This is a genomic window from Pontibacter sp. E15-1, from assembly GCF_022601975.1.
Lineage (GTDB): Bacteria > Bacteroidota > Bacteroidia > Cytophagales > Hymenobacteraceae > Pontibacter.
In genome coordinates this window covers 20,407-37,170 of sequence record NZ_JAKVIR010000026.1, presented here as the reverse complement: position 1 = coordinate 37,170, position 16,764 = coordinate 20,407, and the positions used below count along the sequence as shown (strand labels likewise).

Sequence of the window (16,764 nt, the reverse complement as noted above, 5' to 3'; positions counted from 1 at the left end):
TTTGCGGTTAAAAGCCGGCTTTAAGTGAAAGTGTAAACTGGCGGGGAATAGGCATGGCTACCCCACCTGAGCTGAAAAACTCCGGATCCTGCCCGTTCAGCCGGTCGTCGGCGTAGATGAGCCAGAGATTGTTCGCTACCACGCTTACCGAAAGGTTAGATAAGCCAAACGACGCCACCCGCTGAGACGGGAGGGCATAGGTAAGCGAAACCTGCTTTAGCCGTACAAAATCGCCATCCACCACGCGGGCAGTGGAATAATTGTAATTGTTGTAGGGGTAGGTGCCCACGATCTGCGCTGCAGCGATGCGGTCCAGGATGGAGGGTATGGTGGTGTTCTCTTCATCCCCCGGCAGGATCCATCTATTCAAAAAATCATACGGTGTAGCATCCAGGTCGGTGTAGCTGGTTTTGAAAGTGGGGTTAAGCCTGATTTTGTTTCCGGCGCTGTAGGTCACCAATCCGGAGAGGGAGAAGCCTTTATACCGCAGGGTGTTAAACCAGCCGCCTGTCACGATCGGGTCCACGGGGCCCTCGTATTTGAGTTGCTCAGTCTCTTCGCTTTGCAGGTACACGTTGCCGGCGCGCTCTCCGTTCTCGTCGATAAACAGGGGAGACCCGTCTTGCGGGTCGAGGCCTTCGAAGCGGATGGAAAACAGGCCGCGGTATGGGAATCCTTCTTTTGGGCCGCCTTCGGGCTTCACCAGCGACCAGATATCAGGGCTGTTGCGTAGGTTCGTAATCTCGCCCTTGTTATACCCAAAGGTAAACTGCGATTTTAGGCTCCAGTCCGTATTCTCCACGATACCACCGGTCAGCGACACTTCCAACCCATGCGATTTCATGTCGGCATAATTTGCCACTTTCAAACCCTCGCCTCCTATACCCGACGTCCGGAGCTGGCCGATGAGGTCGAAGGCGTTCCGTTTATAGACATCTACCGTCAGCTGAATCCGCTCGTTGAGCAACCCGGCATCCAAGCCAACATTTGTCTCATACTGTTTTTCCCAGGTTAGTTCCGAGTTCTCGAGGCTCGCGATAAAGATCATCGCTTCCACCTCGGAGAGGTAAGGCCGCCTGGTGCTTCCGCTCTGCAACACCAGGCTGGAGTTGGTGGCGTTGCCCATACTGGCTGTCAGGCCGTAGGTGGCGCGCAGGGTCAGGCGGTTCACCAGGTCCTGCTGCTCCATAAAAGGCTCGGTGTCGATGTTCCAGGAGCCGCTCACGTTCCAGGTGGGCAGCCAGCGGGCCGTGCGCGACTCGCCCAGCAGGTTGGAGCCGTCGTAGCGCACGGTGCCGTTCAGGTTATACTTCCCGTTGTAAGAATAGGCCCCATTTGCCATATAAGCCAGAAAACGGTCGTAGTTCATGCGCATGCCATAGTAGTTGAAGTTGCCTTCCACACCCTGCTTGATGATGTTCGGGTCTATGAAGGGCACACCGCCCTTGTCGTACTGGTAGCCGTAGCCCTTGAAGAACTTGTTCTGGCGGTCGGCGTAGCGCAGTTCCTGCGAGGCGAACAACCGGACGGTGTGAAGGTCGCCGATGGTCTTGTCCCAGTCCAGGGTGTTGCGGAAGTAATAGCTCACCAGGTTGTCGTCGTTGGTGTTGTAAAAGCCGCCGAAGGGCAGCACCGTCACCGGTAGCGCCTCGGGGTCGTCCGGGTCGCGGTACAGAAATTTGTTGTTCTGCTGCACCGTGGCGTCGTCGGCGGCCCGGTATGCCTGGGCCATGTTGGAGTTTTCCCGCACCTTGTGTTCCTGGTTCGTGTTCACGTAGCGCAGCGCGCCGGAGAATTTGTAGTTCAGGTTATCCAGCAGCTTGTAGGCCAGCTCAGCCTGCAGTTTCAGGTCCAGCACCGAGAGGTCGAGCGAGTTGTTCTCCAGCTCGTTCAGGATATTGAAAGGGGCGAAGTTTCGCCGGAAATACTCCCGGTTGCCGTTCTCGTCGTAGGGGGTGAGGGTGCGGCTGGTGTTCAGGGCATAGTTGAAGGGGTTGATGTCGAAGTCACGGCTATACTCCCCGGTCACCACGTTGCTGGTGCGCCCCACCACGCCGGGGGCCTGCTGGTCGCGAATAGAGCCCTGGGTGATGAGGCCAAGAGACAGCTTTTCGGAAAGGTTGAAGTTTGCCCGCGCGTTCCCGGTGAAGCGCTTCACCTGATCGGCCACGGTCCAGCCCTCGTCCTTCAGGAAGCTTGTGGAGAAATAGAGCTGCGTTTTTTCCGTGCCGGAGGAGATGCTCACCGAGTGTTCCTGCATGAAAGAGTTCTTGAAAAGAACGTCAAACCAGTCGGTGTTGGCCCTGGCGTAGCGCTCCAGAAAAGCAGCCCTGGCTTGCGGGGTGTTTTGCAGGGCAAAGGTGCCGGTATTCGGGTCATACGTGTTGATCAGGTCATACATCCGGGTATAAACGCCGCCGTTCTGCCTTCTGGAGGCGTCGGAGTGATTCAGCCAGCCTTTGCGCTCCAGCTCCAGGTATACCGACATCTGGTCGGCGGAGTTCATGATGTCATAAGAGCTGTAGTCCGGCTTCAGGTAGGAGGAGAAGTTGCCGGTATAGGAAACCAGCGGCTTGCCGATGCGGCCTTTCTTGGTCGTGATCACCACCACGCCGTTCATGGCGCGGGCCCCGTACATCGCGGTGGCCGAGGCATCCTTTAATATCTGGAAGCTCTCGATGTCGTCGGGGTTGAGGCCCGCCACAGAAGAGCCGACCAGCGTGGCAGGGTCGCCGGTGGAGAGCTGCTCGTTTGAGACATTGATCACGTCTTCCAGGATGATGCCATCCACCACCCACAGCGGTTTGTTGTCCCCGGTAATGGACGTCGCGCCCCTCACCCGTATTTTCGGCGCTGCGCCAAAGGTGCCGGACACGTTCTGCACCGACACGCCCGCCACCCGGCCTTCCAGCATCCGGCTTACGTCCGTGATGCCTTCCCGTTTGGCGTCGTCGGCGGTGAGCAAGGCCGCCGAGCCAGTGAACATTTTGCGGTCGATGGTTTGGTAGCCCGTCACGACCACCTCGCGCAGCGACGTGTTGCTTTCCTCTAACGTGACGTTGATGGTGCTGCTGCCGGTTACATTTACGTTCTGTGTTATGTAGCCAACCATCGAAATAACCAGCACAGCACCGGGCTGCACCTGCATCCGGAAACTACCGTTTGCGTCGGTCATCGTTCCGTTGGTGGTGCCTTTCTCGAGTATAGTTATGCCCGGTGAAACCTCTGCCCGTGCGCCGCTCGCTGGCTGTAAGGTCACGGTGCCGCTCACGGTCACGGCGTCCTGCTGCATTTGTATAGCCGAAATGTTTCGGGCCTGAATAGGTTGGAGAGATAGGGGTGGGCCTAAGGCCATCAGCAACAGCAACGTCGGGAACCAGGCTCTTTTGTGGTATGATGTATTATTCATAATGATGTAGCTGTGCTCATTAGAAAATGAATAACATGTTTATACTTGCCGATATACCTGAAAGCATGTAAAATTTGCTTTCAGCGGAGAAGTATAGAATAAGCCCGAAGAGGCCAAAGCAAACCGAATCGCACAGGCGCTGCAGCTTTCAAGCCATACAGGCCGTGTAAGCGGGACTAAACAATTGGCATAAAGTAACGCTGCTACCCGCTGCGCAAGGCCATCTGAACTATAGTCGAGGCAGAAGAAGTGCGTGAGCTGCCCACCGAGGGCAGCTCACGCATCTGCATTATTTCGCTTGGATCTTCTGAACGTTACGGTCATCCAGGTTATAGTAGGAGATTACCTGTTTGTAATCGGTAAGCGCAACAGGTGGTTTGGACGTTCTTCCGTTCACGGCCTCCCCCGGAATGATCACCAACCTGAAAATCTGGTCGTCGGTTAATCCCGGGTATTCCGCCAGATTCAGCTGCGTCTGGATAAATAAGAGCAGAAACAGCCTGGAGTACGCATAGTTATACGTAGCGGTACCTGCGCCCTGTACAGTAAATGTCTGGGGCATGGGGCTCCACAGCGCAATACTGTTGTTTGCGTCCTCCGGGTCGTCCATAACGCCTGCCAGGGCATAGGCCATCACTACGTCCGTGTCGGAGACAGTCAGGTCAAACTCTTCATACTCGCCAAAGTCAATGCCTGAGGAATAGTTATTATCATCGTCAGGCTCGAAGTCTACAATGAAATCCAGCACCCGCGCTTTTGCAGTCTCGCCCGGATCCCCTTTTGGCCCCTGCGGGCCCTGCGGACCTTGCGCTCCCGTTGGTCCCGGAGGACCATCTGCACCATCATCACCTTTACATGCGCCCAGGCTCAGGGCGACAGTTAATACCAAGATAAATTGTAAGAGTCTTTTCATGGAAATATTTTGTTGAAAGGTATAAGATTGGGTAACCGTACCCGAAGATTAGGTTAATATACACAATATTTGAAATCTATATTTTATTCATGCTAAAATACTTACGCTAAAATTTCAAGAGGATGTATAATTGCTATACAAGTGATCCAAAATTGCACGCTGGGTTTTTGGTGGGAATGGCAGGTATAGCGTCAGTTTAGGAGGCAAATCATACCTGCTGACAGCTGGCGCATACCTGACATGTAATGGTATAAAGTGGGCGGATGGGGCATTCCAAACCTGAACTCTGTAATGTGCTTTCCGTGCAACGTTTGGGGTAAGGACTCTTCTGGTGCTGGGTGCGATTTCCCACGCAGCGTGGTTTAGCTGCAGTCGCCGGGGGTATGGGGCTATAGGAAGGAGATACGTGAGAGTTGTTTTGCACTACCTCACACACTTTTAAATGCGCGGATTCCCGTAAATAGGGTATAAAAAGCGTTAGAAACAGCAAAGGCCCCGATAATCGGAGCCTTTGCTGTTTGGGAAATTAAGGTTAATCTAGCGAACCAGGCGTATTTCCACGGGCACTGGCAGCGGAAAGTCCGGCACATCGACAGTAGTGGAAAGGGTCAGGTTGGTGTCCGTCAGGGTTTCAATCTTAGCGTCTGAAGAGATGCCAAACAGGTTGCCTGTAATGCTCTGCTCGTCGCTGCTAAATTCCCAGTTGCCTGAGGCAGGTATGGTTTGCCCATTCTGCACGTAAGAAGCGGCATAGGTGCCATCTGTCTTGAACGTGATGGAAAGGGATTTTGGATCAGGAACAAAGTCGCCTGCATTCGGGTAATTAGCGGCATCGGTGCCCGCCACCAGAATCCTGTCGCCCTTCCAGTTGTTAGCCGTCAGCAGTTCCGTGCGGGATGGCTCGACCTCCTCATCCTTTTCCTTGTCACAGGAAGCCAGGGTTACGAGAAGGCACAGGGCGATGAGCAGGGGTTTAATAGATATTAGTTTCATAAGCAGTCAAGTTGTAAGACGACATATATAGCGTAAGCGGGCGAAGAAGGTTATAAAATGTTCACCTGAACCCCAGGCACCCAAAATGCGAATCGCTATCGCTTAAACCGGTACTCTACGCCGTTCTGCACGTAAGTAAACTCGTCTTCATCAAGTTTGGAGATCACGACCGTGTATGTATCAGCCGTTGCCTTGTCAAACTCAATTACCCGCTCGTCGTTTGCATATTCCCAGGTACCTTTCATAACGCTGTCGCCCTCATAAAAGTCTTCGTAGTTGCCTTCTCTGTCAAAAGAAGTGGCATATTTGGTGAAGTCGAAGGACGCCTGCTCTTTTATCTCAGCCGTTTTGTCTTCGCCTTCTATATAGATGGCGCTGCCCGTCCACTGTCCCTTCGTGAGCAGGCTCACGTTTGGCGAAACGCTATCGCTGTCTTTTTTATCGCAGCCAACAAAGGCAGTCAGGCAGAGCAGGGCGAACAGCAAGGAGAAAAGTCTGTTTTTCATCATCAGATGTTAAGTTGAAAATAGTTATGGTGTAGGAATAAAGTTCTGATACGGTTATTGAGAAAGTGCAGGTATGGGTTTCAAGAATAAAATCATACCCCTTTCACAGCATTCCTATCAGCCAAAAAGTGAGCGCAGGCAAAATGCCGCCGCACTGCTTTAAAGGATGTTTACCTCGGGGTGCAGCCGGATGCCGAATTTCTCCTCGATGGACGCAATGATGTCGAAGGCCAGTTGCCGCACGTGCTCGCCCTTTGCCCCGCCGTAGTTGACCAGCACCAGCGCCTGGTTCTTGTGCACGCCGTAATTGCCGATCACCTTTCCTTTCCAGCCGCACTGTTCGATCAGCCAGCCTGCGGGCACCTTCACGGTAGTTTCAGAAACGGGGTAGGAGGGGATGCCCGGGAACTGTTGCCGCAGTTGCTCGAACAGTTGCAGCGGTATTTCCGGGTTTTTGAAGAAACTGCCGGCGTTGCCTATCTGCTTCGGGTCGGGGAGCTTGCTCTGCCGGATATGGCACACGGCGGCACTCACGTCCTGGATGCTGGGGTGCTGCACCTGCATCTCCTCCAGCGTTGTTTTGATGGCGCCATAGGAGGTGTTCAGGGTATGGGTTTTGGACAGGCGGAAGATAACGGAAGTCACCACGTACTGGCCTTTCAGGTCGTTTTTGAAGATGCTCTCACGGTACCCGAACTTGCACGTGGCATTGTCGAAGGAATGTACCTGGCCGGTCTGCAAATGCACGGCCTCCAGCTCCTCAAAAACGTCCTTCAACTCCACGCCGTAAGCCCCGATATTCTGGAGCGGGGCCGCGCCCACCGTGCCGGGGATCAGCGACAGGTTCTCGACGCCGCCATAGTTATGCTGCAGCGCATACAGCACAAAGTCGTGCCATGTCTCGCCGCCGCCCGCTTTTATATATACCTCTTCCTCATTTTCCCGCAGCACTTCAATCCCTTTGATGCCGTTTTGCAGCACGAAGCCATCAAAGTCTTTAGTGAAAAGCAGGTTGCTGCCACCACCCAACACGAGCTTTTCCAACGGCTGCACCTCGGGCAGTTGCAAAAGCTGCTGCAGTTCGCCCACACTTTCGAAGCGCGCGAAGTATCTGGCTTTCGCCTCGATGCCAAAGGTGTTGTACTGTTTGAGTTGGAAATCGGTCTGCAGTGTCATGGGTATAAATTTAGCGCAATTTAAGCAAATATGGCGGATGCCGTAACCCATACCTACCAGGGGGTGATTTATTCTACCCCTTTCAATTGCCATTAGTAGAACAATTATGTTAAATAAATAAAATTGCCTGACCACTGCGGCACAATCAAAAGCGGTCTGTTCGGAACTCCTGCGGTTTAAGGCTATCTTTGCAGCCTGAAAGAAGGAAAAGCCATGGCGAAGAAACCGAAACATACCGATAATTTTAACATCACCGTCACTACGCTGGCAGGGCTGGAGGAGGCGCTGGCCGAAGAACTCCGTGCCCTGGACATGGAGTACATCAAAGTGGGCAACCGCGCCGTGACCTGCTCGGGCAACCTGCGCCAGCTTTACGAGGCGAACCTGTGGTGCCGCACCGCCATCCGGATCCTTAAGCCTTTCCGAACCTTTAAGGCGCGCGACGAGAAAAATCTGTATGAGCAGGTGCAGAAAATAGACTGGTCGGAGTACCTGGACCTGGACCAGACTTTTGCCATCAGCGCCGCCATCAGCCACTCCACCTTCGAGCATTCGCTGTATGTGGCGCAGCTCACCAAAGACGCCATCGTGGACCAGTTCCGGAAAAACACGGGACGCCGGCCTTCCGTGGATCTGGTGCACGCCGACATCCGCTTTAACCTGCACATGCACGAAAACCTGGTTACCCTCTCGCTCGACTCTTCCGGCGACTCCCTGCACCGGCGCGGTTATCGCCTCCAGACCAACGTGGCCCCGCTGAACGAAGTGCTCGCCGCAGGCATCATCAGCCTGACCAACTGGGACCGGAAATCACCTTTCATCGACCCGATGTGCGGGTCAGGCACGCTGCTGATTGAGGCCGCCATGATGGCGCAGAACATCGCGCCTGGCTTGTACCGCCGCGACCCATACGGTTTCGAGAAGTGGAAAGACTATGATGCCAAGCTTTTTGAGATGATCTGGAAAACTGCCGAGGCGAAAGCGTCTTTTGAACCGAAGGCCATCATCCAGGGGTATGACATTGACCCTGATTACGCGGAGGCGGCTCGCACCAATATCGAAAATGCCGGGCTGGAGAATGTGATCCGGGTGGAGGAAGCCGATTTCTTCAAGACGGAGGCGCTGCCCGAGCCGGGTGTTGTGGTGATGAACCCGCCCTACAACGAGCGCATTCTCTCCGACGACATCAACCTGCTTTACAAAAACATCGGTGACACCCTCAAGAACAGCTACCAGGGGTATGATGCCTTCGTGCTCACCGGAAATCTGGAGGCGGCCAAAAACGTGGGCCTGAAAACCTCGCGCCGCACCCCGCTATTTAACGGACCAATAGACTGCCGCCTGCTGAAGTACGAGTTATACCAGGGTTCCAGAAGGAGCGAGGGGGAGGAATAACCCAACAGGAAAAGCAGATATAAACAAGTAGCGCACTTCTGTGGGAGTGCGCTACGTGTTTATACCTGCGGCAAAAAAAAGGAGCACCACTAGCGGGTGCTCCTTTTTACATTTTATGGGAATAGATTTATATCCTTCTGATCTGAGCGCCGATAGCGTTGAGGCGGCCGTCGATGTTCTGGTAGCCGCGGTCTATCTGCTCCACGTTGTCAATGATGCTGCGGCCCTCTGCCGACATGGCGGCGATAAGCAGTGCCACGCCTGCCCGGATGTCGGGGGAGGTCATGCGGATGCCGCGCAACGGAATCTGGTTGTTCTGGCCAATAATGGTGGCGCGGTGCGGATCGCAGAGTATGATCTGGGCCCCCATGTCAATCAGCTTGTCGACGAAGAACAGGCGGCTCTCAAACATTTTCTGATGGATCAGCACAGTGCCTTTGGCCTGGGTAGCCGTAACCAGCGCCACGCTCAACAGGTCTGGGGTCAGGCCCGGCCAGGTATGGTCTGAGATGTTCAGGATACTGCCGTCGATGTAGGTGTCGATCTCGTAATGGTCCTGCTCCGGAATGTAAATGTCGTCGCCACGGAACTCCATCTTGATGCCCAGCCGCTGGAACGTCTCCGGAATCAGGCCCAGCTCCGGGATCATGCAGTTCTTGATCGTGATCTCGGAGCCGGTCATACCGGCAAGTCCGATGAAAGAGCCAATCTCGATCATGTCGGGCAGCATGCGGTGCTCGGTGCCGTGCAGTTCGTCCACACCTTCAATCGTGAGCAGGTTAGAACCCACACCACTGATTTTGGCCCCCATGCGGTTGAGCATGCGGCAAAGCTGCTGGATGTATGGCTCACAGGCTGCGTTGTAGATGGTGGTGAGTCCCTCGGCCAGTACAGCCGCCATCAGGATGTTGGCGGTGCCGGTCACGGAGGCTTCGTCCAGTAGCATGTAGACGCCTTTCAGGCCATCTGTGGTCACGTTAAAAAAGCTCTCTTGCGAGTCGTACTCAAAGCGCGCGCCCAACTTCTCAAACGCGATAAAGTGCGTGTCGAGGCGGCGGCGGCCAATCTTGTCGCCACCCGGCTTGGGCATCTTCGCCTGGCCGAAGCGGGCAAGCATCGGGCCCACGATCATCACAGAGCCCCGTATAGCGCGGCCCTGCTCCACAAATTTCTCTGTTTCGAGGTAGCCGAGGTTAATGGCGTCTGCCCGGAAAACATACGTGTCCGGGGCAGTGCGCTCCACCGACACGCCCATGTCATGCAGCAGCTCAATAAGTTTGTTTACGTCCCGGATATCGGGCACATTAGACACGGTAACGGGCTCAGCGGTAAGCAACACCGCGCACAGTATCTGCAGCGCCTCGTTTTTGGCGCCTTGCGGTTGAATGTCTCCTTTAAGCTTGTTACCGCCAATTACTTCGAATGAAGCCATGTATTGTTATTTATTTCTCTGGTTAGTAGAAGGACGCGTGTTCTTGCGGTTCCTGTTGTCGTTGCTGCGGTCGCGGTTCTGCGGTTGGTTGCTGCGCGGGTTCTGCATATTTTCCTGCTGGGGCTTCACGTTCGACTCAAACAGGTTGTTGCGCTCGATATACCCCAGGTCCATGTCGAGCTGGCCTTTGGACAACTGCCGGATATCGTCCAGAATCACGATATCGGTAATACTGTCTTTGTTATAAGAGCGGTACAGGGTTTTCATCAGCTTGCCTAGCGATACTATGGCGGCGTCGCGCTCTGTAGGGTCCTGCAACTCAGTGGCGCGCTCAATCAGCAACTCCACATTTTTGCCATAGTGCTTGTAGCGGGGAGTCGACAGCGGATACTCTATTTTCTGCGGCTTGTCGTTGAGGTACTCCATGGCGCTCAGCGGGTAGGGTGAGTCCACATCCAGCGTAGAGCCCGACATCACAAACAGGTGGTTCCAGAGCTTTTGCTGGTAATCCTGGGTGTCGCGCAGCTGCGGGTTCAGCTTGGCCATCAGGTTAATGAGTAACTGGGAGAGGCGGGTGCGCTCGCTGCGGTCTTCCACACTTGTGATGTAGTTGACCAGGTCCTGCACGTTGCGGCCGTACTCACGCAGCAACAGGTCTTGTTTAAAAGTGGTACTAGCTTCCATTATTTCTTTTATATGGATTCAAAATTAGAAATTTGAGCGCACAATGGCTCAAAACTGGCGCAAAAATCTTTCTGCGCCGTGTTAGGGTGTACGCAACAACAAGTGGAGCGGTCGGTTTATGTCTCTCCCCCCGAAGGTAGGGGCGTTTACTTCAGTTTGGCCCCGTTGGGCACCGGGGCAGTGGGCTGCGCCAGCACAATTGCACCGTTCTCGTCTTCAAACCCGGTAACCAGCACCTCCGACATGAACCTGCCGATTTGCTTCTTCCCCAGGTTGGTTACGCAGAGCACCTGCAGGCCTACCAGCTCCTCGGGGGTATACCGCTCCGTGATCTGCGCGCTCGACTTTTTCATTCCCATCGGGCCAAGGTCCACCAAAAGCTGATAAGCAGGGCGGCGCGCCTCCGGAAAATCCTTTGCCTCTACGATTGTGCCTACGCGGATATCGGTCTGCTCGAAGTGCTGCCAGGTAATAGGCTCTGGCTGTTCAGGCTGTGTGTGCATGGGGTATGGAAAGCGCTGGTGTAAGAATCAGTGTAAACAGCGATACAAGATAGGGTTTTATTCCAGATTTCAGAAGCCAGAGCGGGTTAAATGCCTTTTATCGGCAAGCACCCCGCCCTGGCAGCCCTCCCTGCGGCACAATTAGGGAGGGGGCCTTCGATCGTTTCAGTCGTTGGCTGCCATGTATACCTCTCGGCAGAACTTTTATACCCCTTCACCCTTATAAGGACTACACCATCAACAGACACATTTATGAACAGCAACGAGCAGGCAGCAACGGTAACCGTGAGCGCAGACAGCAGCGCCCCCATGATCGCCAACATCCAGGCGGGCGGAAAGGCAATGGTCCTGGATGAGTCCAGTATCGAGACAGGCATCAAAGCGGGCCCCGACCCCTACGATTATATTATGAGCGCGCTTGGGGCCTGCACCGTCATCACGCTGCACATGTATGCGCGTCGCAAAGGCTGGCCCCTCGAGCGGGCTGAAGTGACCCTGCAACATGGCCGCGTGCACGCCAAAGACTGCGAAAGCTGCGAGGACGATGTGGCCAGGATAAGTCAGGTAACCAAGCGCCTTCGGCTGACGGGCGATCTCTCGGTCGAGCAGCGAGCCCGGTTGAAGCTGATTTCGGCCAAATGCCCGGTGCAGAAAACCCTGGCAGGGGGCATCGCGATTGAGACAGAACTGCTGGAAGACTGATCAACGTGAACTCAAGAATTACTATAGTTTAAATAACTTCAAAATGAGGTTTCTAGCCATTGAGGATATTCTGCTGTCAGAACAAGGCAAAATGATTCCCAGTTTTTCCGAGAGGTACCGGGGGTAGGGGCCCTCTATTTGTAGATTTCCGGTGCCACGTCAGTGGCAGCCGTTAGGCAGGAAATGTACACAGTGCCGAGCGGGAAAACGCGCCCCAGCTTAAGAAGGGCCCCTACCCCAGGCGTGGAGCGCAAAGCAGGCTATGACAACAAGGATTTTCAAGCTTTGAAATAACCGTTATAATCCCGAGTTTACGTTAATCAGGTATACCATACCCAATACCCAGCATTTAGGGACTTTAAATCCCGGGCTTGCTACACGTATATAAGCCCCCGAATGATGCTGTTTCTCTTGCCGTTTGCGGCACAGAGCGGAAGGGCAAGATTTCCGGGGGGGCTCTAGCGGGTAGTGTCTTAAAATTCCTATCTTCGCTTTCTAAAAAGTGTGCTGCAGTGCCTGCTGCGGCCAAACCCCATCTTTCGCATGACGAATAAACGCACCCTTACTTACCTTATTATCGCCTTGCTTGCCTTTGGGCTATATGCGTGTGTGCCACTGGAACAGCAGGGGCAGAGCACCGCCGGGGCCGCAGCGCCGCAACTGCGCTTCGAAGATTATGTGTATGACGAGAGCATCCGCTCGGTGCAGGCCTACCTGGCTACGAGCCTGGAGGATGAGGTGCTGAACCCCGCGGTGTCGCCTCTCAGCCAGGAGCGGCCCATCGTGCTGGAATTCGACCGCCTGAATGCCCGGCAACAGCGCCTGCTGGTAAAACTCCGCCACTGCAACGCCAACTGGACTCCCTCTACACTGAACGACACGCAGTTCCTGTATGATTTCAACGAGTTCATTGTCACAGACGGGCAGATATCAGTGAACACCCGCATCCCGTACGTGCATTACCGCTTTGCTGTGCCCCGCGTGCGCATCAGCGGCAACTACCTGCTGGAAGTGCAGGAGGAAGGCGGGAACACCCTGCTCACGCGCCGCCTGATGGTATACCAGGACGCCGTGGTGGTGGCTGCAAAACTGGGAGCCCCGCTTGGACCCGGTGGACGCGAGACCCGCCAGCCCATCGAGTTCAACATCATGCACCCCGACTACGAAATCATCAACCCGGCCATGGAGGTGAAAACCATCATCCGGCAGAACTACCGCTGGGACAATGCCAAGGTCATCGGCAAGCCCACCTACGTGCATGATGCGCAGCGCCGCCTGGAGTATGTGTTTTTTGAGCCAAAGGACCAGTTCAAGGGCCTGAGCGAGTTCCGGGCGTTTGATACCCGCAGCCTCAACTACCGTGGCATCGGGGTGCAAAGCATCAACCTGCAGCCAAACCCGGTGGAGGTGATCCTGGCCCCAGACAAAAGCCGTCAGGGAGAGGCCTATACCCAAACCCCGGACATCAACGGCATGCGCATTTTTGGCAACAAACAGTATGGAAACAGCGCCGTGAACGGGGATTATACCTGGGTAGACTTTCAGCTGAAGGCCGACGTTAAAGTGCCGGGGGAGGTATACCTGCAGGGCGAGCTGACCGGTTGGTCGGAACCCGCCAACGCGCGCATGGCATATAACCCGGAGCTGGGCGCCTATACCGGCAGGCTGCTCCTGAAGCAAGGCTACTACAACTACTATTATGCCCTGATAACTGGCACTTCGGCCGCGCCGGATGCCAGTTATTTTGAAGGCAGCCACTTTGAAACCGACAACATATATGACATCCTGGTGTATTATCGCCCGCCCGGCACCCGCGCCGACCTCCTGATCGGGTATGAGCAACTGTACTTTAACAGAAAATAGCAGCGGCGGTTTCCCGCAATTTAGTGTATAGCAGCAAAAACAATTAGCGCATGACCAGATACCTCAGCCTTCTCCTCCTTTCATTTCTCCTCCTGCTCATGCCGGCTGCGCACAGTTACGCACAGGACGCGCCGCTTCGCGTTGGCGTGGTGGGCCTCACGCACACGCACGTGCACTGGATACTGGGCAGGCCCGACAGAGGCGATATAAAAATTGTGGGGATTGTGGAGCCGAACCGCGAACTGGCTCAGCGCTACGCCACACAGCACGGCTTTTCGATGGCGCTGGTATATGACACGATGGAGGAGATGATAGCTGCCGCCAAGCCGGAAGCGGTGACCGCCTTTGGCACCATTTACGAGCATCTGAAGGTGGTGCAGGTTTGTGCGCCGCGCGGCATCCACGTGATGGTGGAAAAGCCGCTGGCCGTGAGCCTCGAGCATGCCCGGAAGATGCAGGCGCTTGCGAAAAAGCACAACATCTTCCTGCTCACCAATTACGAAACCACCTGGTACGCCACCAACCACAAGGCATATGCCATGGTGCAGGAGGGAGCCATCGGCGACCTGCGCAAAATCGTGGTGCATGATGGCCACCAGGGCCCCGCTGAGATTGGCGTGAATCAGGAGTTCCTGTCGTGGCTGACCGACCCGGTGGCAAACGGCGCGGGTGCCCTCACGGACTTTGGGTGCTACGGTGCCAACCTGATCACGTGGCTAAAAAAGGGGGAGCGGCCAACTGCGGTCACGGCCGTGACGCAGACCAACAAGCCGGAGCTATACCCGAAGGTGGATGACGAGGCCACCATCCTGTTGCAATATCCCAAAATGCAGGGCATCATTCAGGCCTCCTGGAACTGGCCCTTCGCGAGAAAAGACATGGAGGTATACGGCAGGACGGGCTATGTCTATAGCGACAACCGCACCGACCTCCGCTATCGGCTGAGCGAGAAGCAAAGTGAGCAGCATGAGAAACTGGCGGAGCGCCCCGCCCCCTACGACGATCCGTTCGCGTTGCTGGCAGCCGTTGTCAGGCACAAGATTACCCTGGCCCCACACGATCTCTCCGCCCTGGAGAACAACATGGTGGTGATGGAAATACTGGAGGCGGCTAAAGAAAGCGCCAGAACAGGCAAAACAGTTAAGCTAAAGCAGTAAAAGCGGTTTACTACAGCAAGGCCTCCAGGCCCTTTAAATTTGCGCTGGAGGGATGTTTGCCACAAAAACCGTTTACTTTTTGCCGGATGGTTTTTTATACACTGCCTCGGTGGTTTAACTTGCAGGAGCCCTGTAAGGCGTAAAATTGTTTGCGAACCATTGGACCCGTGTATGAAGAGACTGCCAATTTTGGTGTTGCTGTGGCTTGCCATAAGCTGTAGCGTAAAGCAGCCCGAAACCATTAGCGATATGACCGGTCAGCCGGATAAGAAGTGGTGGAAGGAGGCTATTGTTTACCAGATTTACCCGCGCAGCTTCCAGGACAGCGACGGAAACGGCGTCGGCGACCTGGAAGGCATCATATCCCGGCTGGATTATATCAAAAGCCTGGGGGTGACTGCCGTGTGGCTCAACCCAATTTACGCTTCCCCAAACGACGACAACGGCTACGACATCAGCGATTACCGGGCGATCATGCCGGAGTTCGGCACCATGCAGGACTTCGACAGGATGCTGGAGGAGATGCACAAGCGCGATATTAAGCTGGTGATGGACATGGTGGTGAACCACAGCAGCGACGAGCACGCGTGGTTTAAGCAGTCCAGAAGCTCAAGAACGAGCCCATACCGCGACTATTACCATTGGTGGCCCGCCGAAAAAGGCAAGCCAAACTACCGCTACAGCCTCTTCGACGAGAAGGGCGATGCCTGGAAGTATGACTCCCTCACCAATGCCTACTACCTGCACTATTTTTCGCAGAAACAGCCGGACCTGAACTGGGAAAACCCCAAAGTGCGGCAGGAAGTGTATGATATCATGAAGTTCTGGGCCGAGAAAGGGGTGGATGGCTTCAGGCTGGACGCGTTTCAGTTTGCCGCCAAAGACACTACTTTCCCCGCCTTCCCGAAGGGCTTCGAGAAAAACTTTGTCCAGTATTACGCCATGCAGGGCAATTTGCACCAGTACCTCCAGGAGATGAACGAGGAGGTGTTCAGCAAATACGATGTGATGAGCGTGGCCGAAGGCGCGGGGCGCAACTTTGAGGATGCCCACAAACTGGTGGACGAAGACCGCAACGAACTGAACATGGCCTATGCCTTCGACGGCGTGGATATTGCCAAACGGGAGGGGTATAGCCTCACGCACTTTAAAACCGTCTTCTCGAAGTGGGACAGCGCTTTTGCCGAAAATGGCTGGCTGTCTATCTTCCTGTCGAACCACGATCAGGCGCGCCTGGTGAACAGGTATGGGAACGATGCCCCTGAGTTCAGGGCTCCGTCCACCAAAATGCTCAACACCTTTATCCTGAGTATGCGCGGCACGCCCTATGTGTATTATGGCGATGAACTCGGGATGACGAACATCGGCTTTGACTCCATTTCTCAGTATCAGGACATCGCGGCAATCAACGGGTACAAGAAAGTGCTGCACGAGGGCGGAGACGTGAACGCGTATCTGAAAGACTTAAAGTTCGCATCACGCGACAACGGCAGAACCCCGATGCAATGGGACGCGTCGCAGCATGCCGGCTTCACCAACGGAAACCCGTGGCTGCCGGTAAACCAGAACTACAAGCAGGTGAACGTGGCCGCTAAGGACAAAGACCCGAACTCAGTGCTGAACCACTTCCGGAAAATGACCCAGGTGCGTCAGGAAAACCCTGTTTTGGTATACGGCGACTACAAACTGCTGCTGCCCGACCACAAGCAGGTATATGCCTATACCCGCACGCTCGGCGATCAGAAGATGCTGGTGCTCCTGAACTTCTCCTCAGAAAAAGCAGACATAGAACTTCCTGCCGCTGTTAAGGTCGATGACGTGGTCATCAACAACCTGAGCACGGCAGAGCACAAAAGCACCCGTTTTTCACTCAGCCCATACCAGGCCGTAATCTACTCACTGAAATAAAAGGCATTGGTATGCAGCGGGCAAATTGCCCCTTTAAGCATGTTTAATAGCCATCTTTTGGAAGTTAAATTTAAACATGCTCTTAACAAAAAGAGGCCGGTATAAACCGGCCTCTTTTTTTAT

At 54.7% G+C, this 16,764-nt stretch carries 13 protein-coding genes; 5 read left to right on the top strand and 8 right to left on the bottom strand.

Annotated features, from left to right (window positions below; genetic code table 11):
* Window positions 1–7: 7 nt before the first annotated feature.
* The 5 genes from MKJ04_RS17450 to murB form a co-directional block, all read right to left on the bottom strand.
* Window positions 8–3,409, bottom strand: coding sequence for a SusC/RagA family TonB-linked outer membrane protein (locus MKJ04_RS17450; protein ID WP_241642946.1), 3,402 nt, complete (start codon window positions 3,407–3,409; stop codon window positions 8–10).
* Between the two features lie 289 nt (window positions 3,410–3,698).
* The gene (locus MKJ04_RS17445; protein WP_241642945.1) at window positions 3,699–4,322 is read right to left on the bottom strand and encodes a collagen-like protein; all 624 of its coding nucleotides are present in this window, start codon (window positions 4,320–4,322) and stop codon (window positions 3,699–3,701) included.
* Window positions 4,323–4,859: 537 nt separating this feature from the next.
* Complete coding sequence (locus MKJ04_RS17440; RefSeq protein ID WP_241642944.1) at window positions 4,860–5,315, bottom strand: hypothetical protein; 456 nt, start codon at window positions 5,313–5,315, stop codon at window positions 4,860–4,862.
* 95 nt (window positions 5,316–5,410) lie between these two features.
* Window positions 5,411–5,821, bottom strand: coding sequence for a hypothetical protein (locus tag MKJ04_RS17435; RefSeq protein WP_241642943.1), 411 nt, complete (start codon window positions 5,819–5,821; stop codon window positions 5,411–5,413).
* A gap of 159 nt (window positions 5,822–5,980) precedes the next feature.
* Window positions 5,981–6,997: a UDP-N-acetylmuramate dehydrogenase gene (gene murB / locus MKJ04_RS17430; protein WP_241642942.1), complete on the bottom strand. Its 1,017-nt coding sequence runs from the start codon at window positions 6,995–6,997 to the stop codon at window positions 5,981–5,983.
* A 213-nt stretch (window positions 6,998–7,210) separates the two neighbouring features.
* Here murB and MKJ04_RS17425 point away from each other — a divergent pair, with 213 nt between their 5' ends.
* On the top strand, window positions 7,211–8,392 hold the full coding sequence (locus MKJ04_RS17425) for a class I SAM-dependent RNA methyltransferase (RefSeq protein ID WP_241642941.1): 1,182 nt from the start codon (window positions 7,211–7,213) through the stop codon (window positions 8,390–8,392).
* Window positions 8,393–8,519: 127 nt separating this feature from the next.
* Here the strand turns inward: MKJ04_RS17425 and murA are convergent, their stop codons facing one another.
* The 3 genes from murA to MKJ04_RS17410 all read right to left on the bottom strand — a co-directional run bounded on the left by murA (window position 8,520) and on the right by MKJ04_RS17410 (window position 11,011).
* Window positions 8,520–9,824: a UDP-N-acetylglucosamine 1-carboxyvinyltransferase gene (gene murA, locus MKJ04_RS17420; protein ID WP_241642940.1), complete on the bottom strand. Its 1,305-nt coding sequence runs from the start codon at window positions 9,822–9,824 to the stop codon at window positions 8,520–8,522.
* Window positions 9,825–9,830: 6 nt separating this feature from the next.
* The gene (locus MKJ04_RS17415; protein ID WP_241642939.1) at window positions 9,831–10,508 is read right to left on the bottom strand and encodes a DUF4290 domain-containing protein; all 678 of its coding nucleotides are present in this window, start codon (window positions 10,506–10,508) and stop codon (window positions 9,831–9,833) included.
* A 146-nt stretch (window positions 10,509–10,654) separates the two neighbouring features.
* Window positions 10,655–11,011 (bottom strand): tRNA-binding protein, encoded by a 357-nt coding sequence (locus tag MKJ04_RS17410; protein ID WP_241642938.1) that lies wholly within the window; start codon window positions 11,009–11,011, stop codon window positions 10,655–10,657.
* A 252-nt stretch (window positions 11,012–11,263) separates the two neighbouring features.
* Here MKJ04_RS17410 and MKJ04_RS17405 point away from each other — a divergent pair, with 252 nt between their 5' ends.
* The 4 genes from MKJ04_RS17405 to MKJ04_RS17390 all read left to right on the top strand — a co-directional run bounded on the left by MKJ04_RS17405 (window position 11,264) and on the right by MKJ04_RS17390 (window position 16,641).
* The gene (locus MKJ04_RS17405) at window positions 11,264–11,713 is read left to right on the top strand and encodes an OsmC family protein (RefSeq protein WP_241642937.1); all 450 of its coding nucleotides are present in this window, start codon (window positions 11,264–11,266) and stop codon (window positions 11,711–11,713) included.
* Between the two features lie 543 nt (window positions 11,714–12,256).
* The gene (locus MKJ04_RS17400; protein ID WP_241642936.1) at window positions 12,257–13,576 is read left to right on the top strand and encodes a DUF5103 domain-containing protein; all 1,320 of its coding nucleotides are present in this window, start codon (window positions 12,257–12,259) and stop codon (window positions 13,574–13,576) included.
* Between the two features lie 50 nt (window positions 13,577–13,626).
* Window positions 13,627–14,733, top strand: a complete 1,107-nt coding sequence (locus MKJ04_RS17395; RefSeq protein ID WP_241642935.1) for a Gfo/Idh/MocA family protein — start codon at window positions 13,627–13,629, stop codon at window positions 14,731–14,733.
* 171 nt (window positions 14,734–14,904) lie between these two features.
* On the top strand, window positions 14,905–16,641 hold the full coding sequence (locus tag MKJ04_RS17390; RefSeq protein ID WP_241642934.1) for a glycoside hydrolase family 13 protein: 1,737 nt from the start codon (window positions 14,905–14,907) through the stop codon (window positions 16,639–16,641).
* Window positions 16,642–16,764 lie beyond the last annotated feature (123 nt).

Excerpts from the sequence above, each read along its gene's own strand:
- MKJ04_RS17450 (WP_241642946.1), bottom strand. The coding sequence starts at position 3,409 with ATGAATAATACATCATACCACAAAAGAGCCTGGTTCCCGACGTTGCTG.
- MKJ04_RS17445 (WP_241642945.1), bottom strand. The coding sequence starts at position 4,322 with ATGAAAAGACTCTTACAATTTATCTTGGTATTAACTGTCGCCCTGAGC.
- MKJ04_RS17440 (WP_241642944.1), bottom strand. The coding sequence starts at position 5,315 with ATGAAACTAATATCTATTAAACCCCTGCTCATCGCCCTGTGCCTTCTC.
- MKJ04_RS17435 (WP_241642943.1), bottom strand. The coding sequence starts at position 5,821 with ATGAAAAACAGACTTTTCTCCTTGCTGTTCGCCCTGCTCTGCCTGACT.
- murB (WP_241642942.1), bottom strand. The coding sequence starts at position 6,997 with ATGACACTGCAGACCGATTTCCAACTCAAACAGTACAACACCTTTGGC.
- MKJ04_RS17425 (WP_241642941.1), top strand. The coding sequence starts at position 7,211 with ATGGCGAAGAAACCGAAACATACCGATAATTTTAACATCACCGTCACT.
- murA (WP_241642940.1), bottom strand. The coding sequence starts at position 9,824 with ATGGCTTCATTCGAAGTAATTGGCGGTAACAAGCTTAAAGGAGACATT.
- MKJ04_RS17415 (WP_241642939.1), bottom strand. The coding sequence starts at position 10,508 with ATGGAAGCTAGTACCACTTTTAAACAAGACCTGTTGCTGCGTGAGTAC.
- MKJ04_RS17410 (WP_241642938.1), bottom strand. The coding sequence starts at position 11,011 with ATGCACACACAGCCTGAACAGCCAGAGCCTATTACCTGGCAGCACTTC.
- MKJ04_RS17405 (WP_241642937.1), top strand. The coding sequence starts at position 11,264 with ATGAACAGCAACGAGCAGGCAGCAACGGTAACCGTGAGCGCAGACAGC.
- MKJ04_RS17400 (WP_241642936.1), top strand. The coding sequence starts at position 12,257 with ATGACGAATAAACGCACCCTTACTTACCTTATTATCGCCTTGCTTGCC.
- MKJ04_RS17395 (WP_241642935.1), top strand. The coding sequence starts at position 13,627 with ATGACCAGATACCTCAGCCTTCTCCTCCTTTCATTTCTCCTCCTGCTC.
- MKJ04_RS17390 (WP_241642934.1), top strand. The coding sequence starts at position 14,905 with ATGAAGAGACTGCCAATTTTGGTGTTGCTGTGGCTTGCCATAAGCTGT.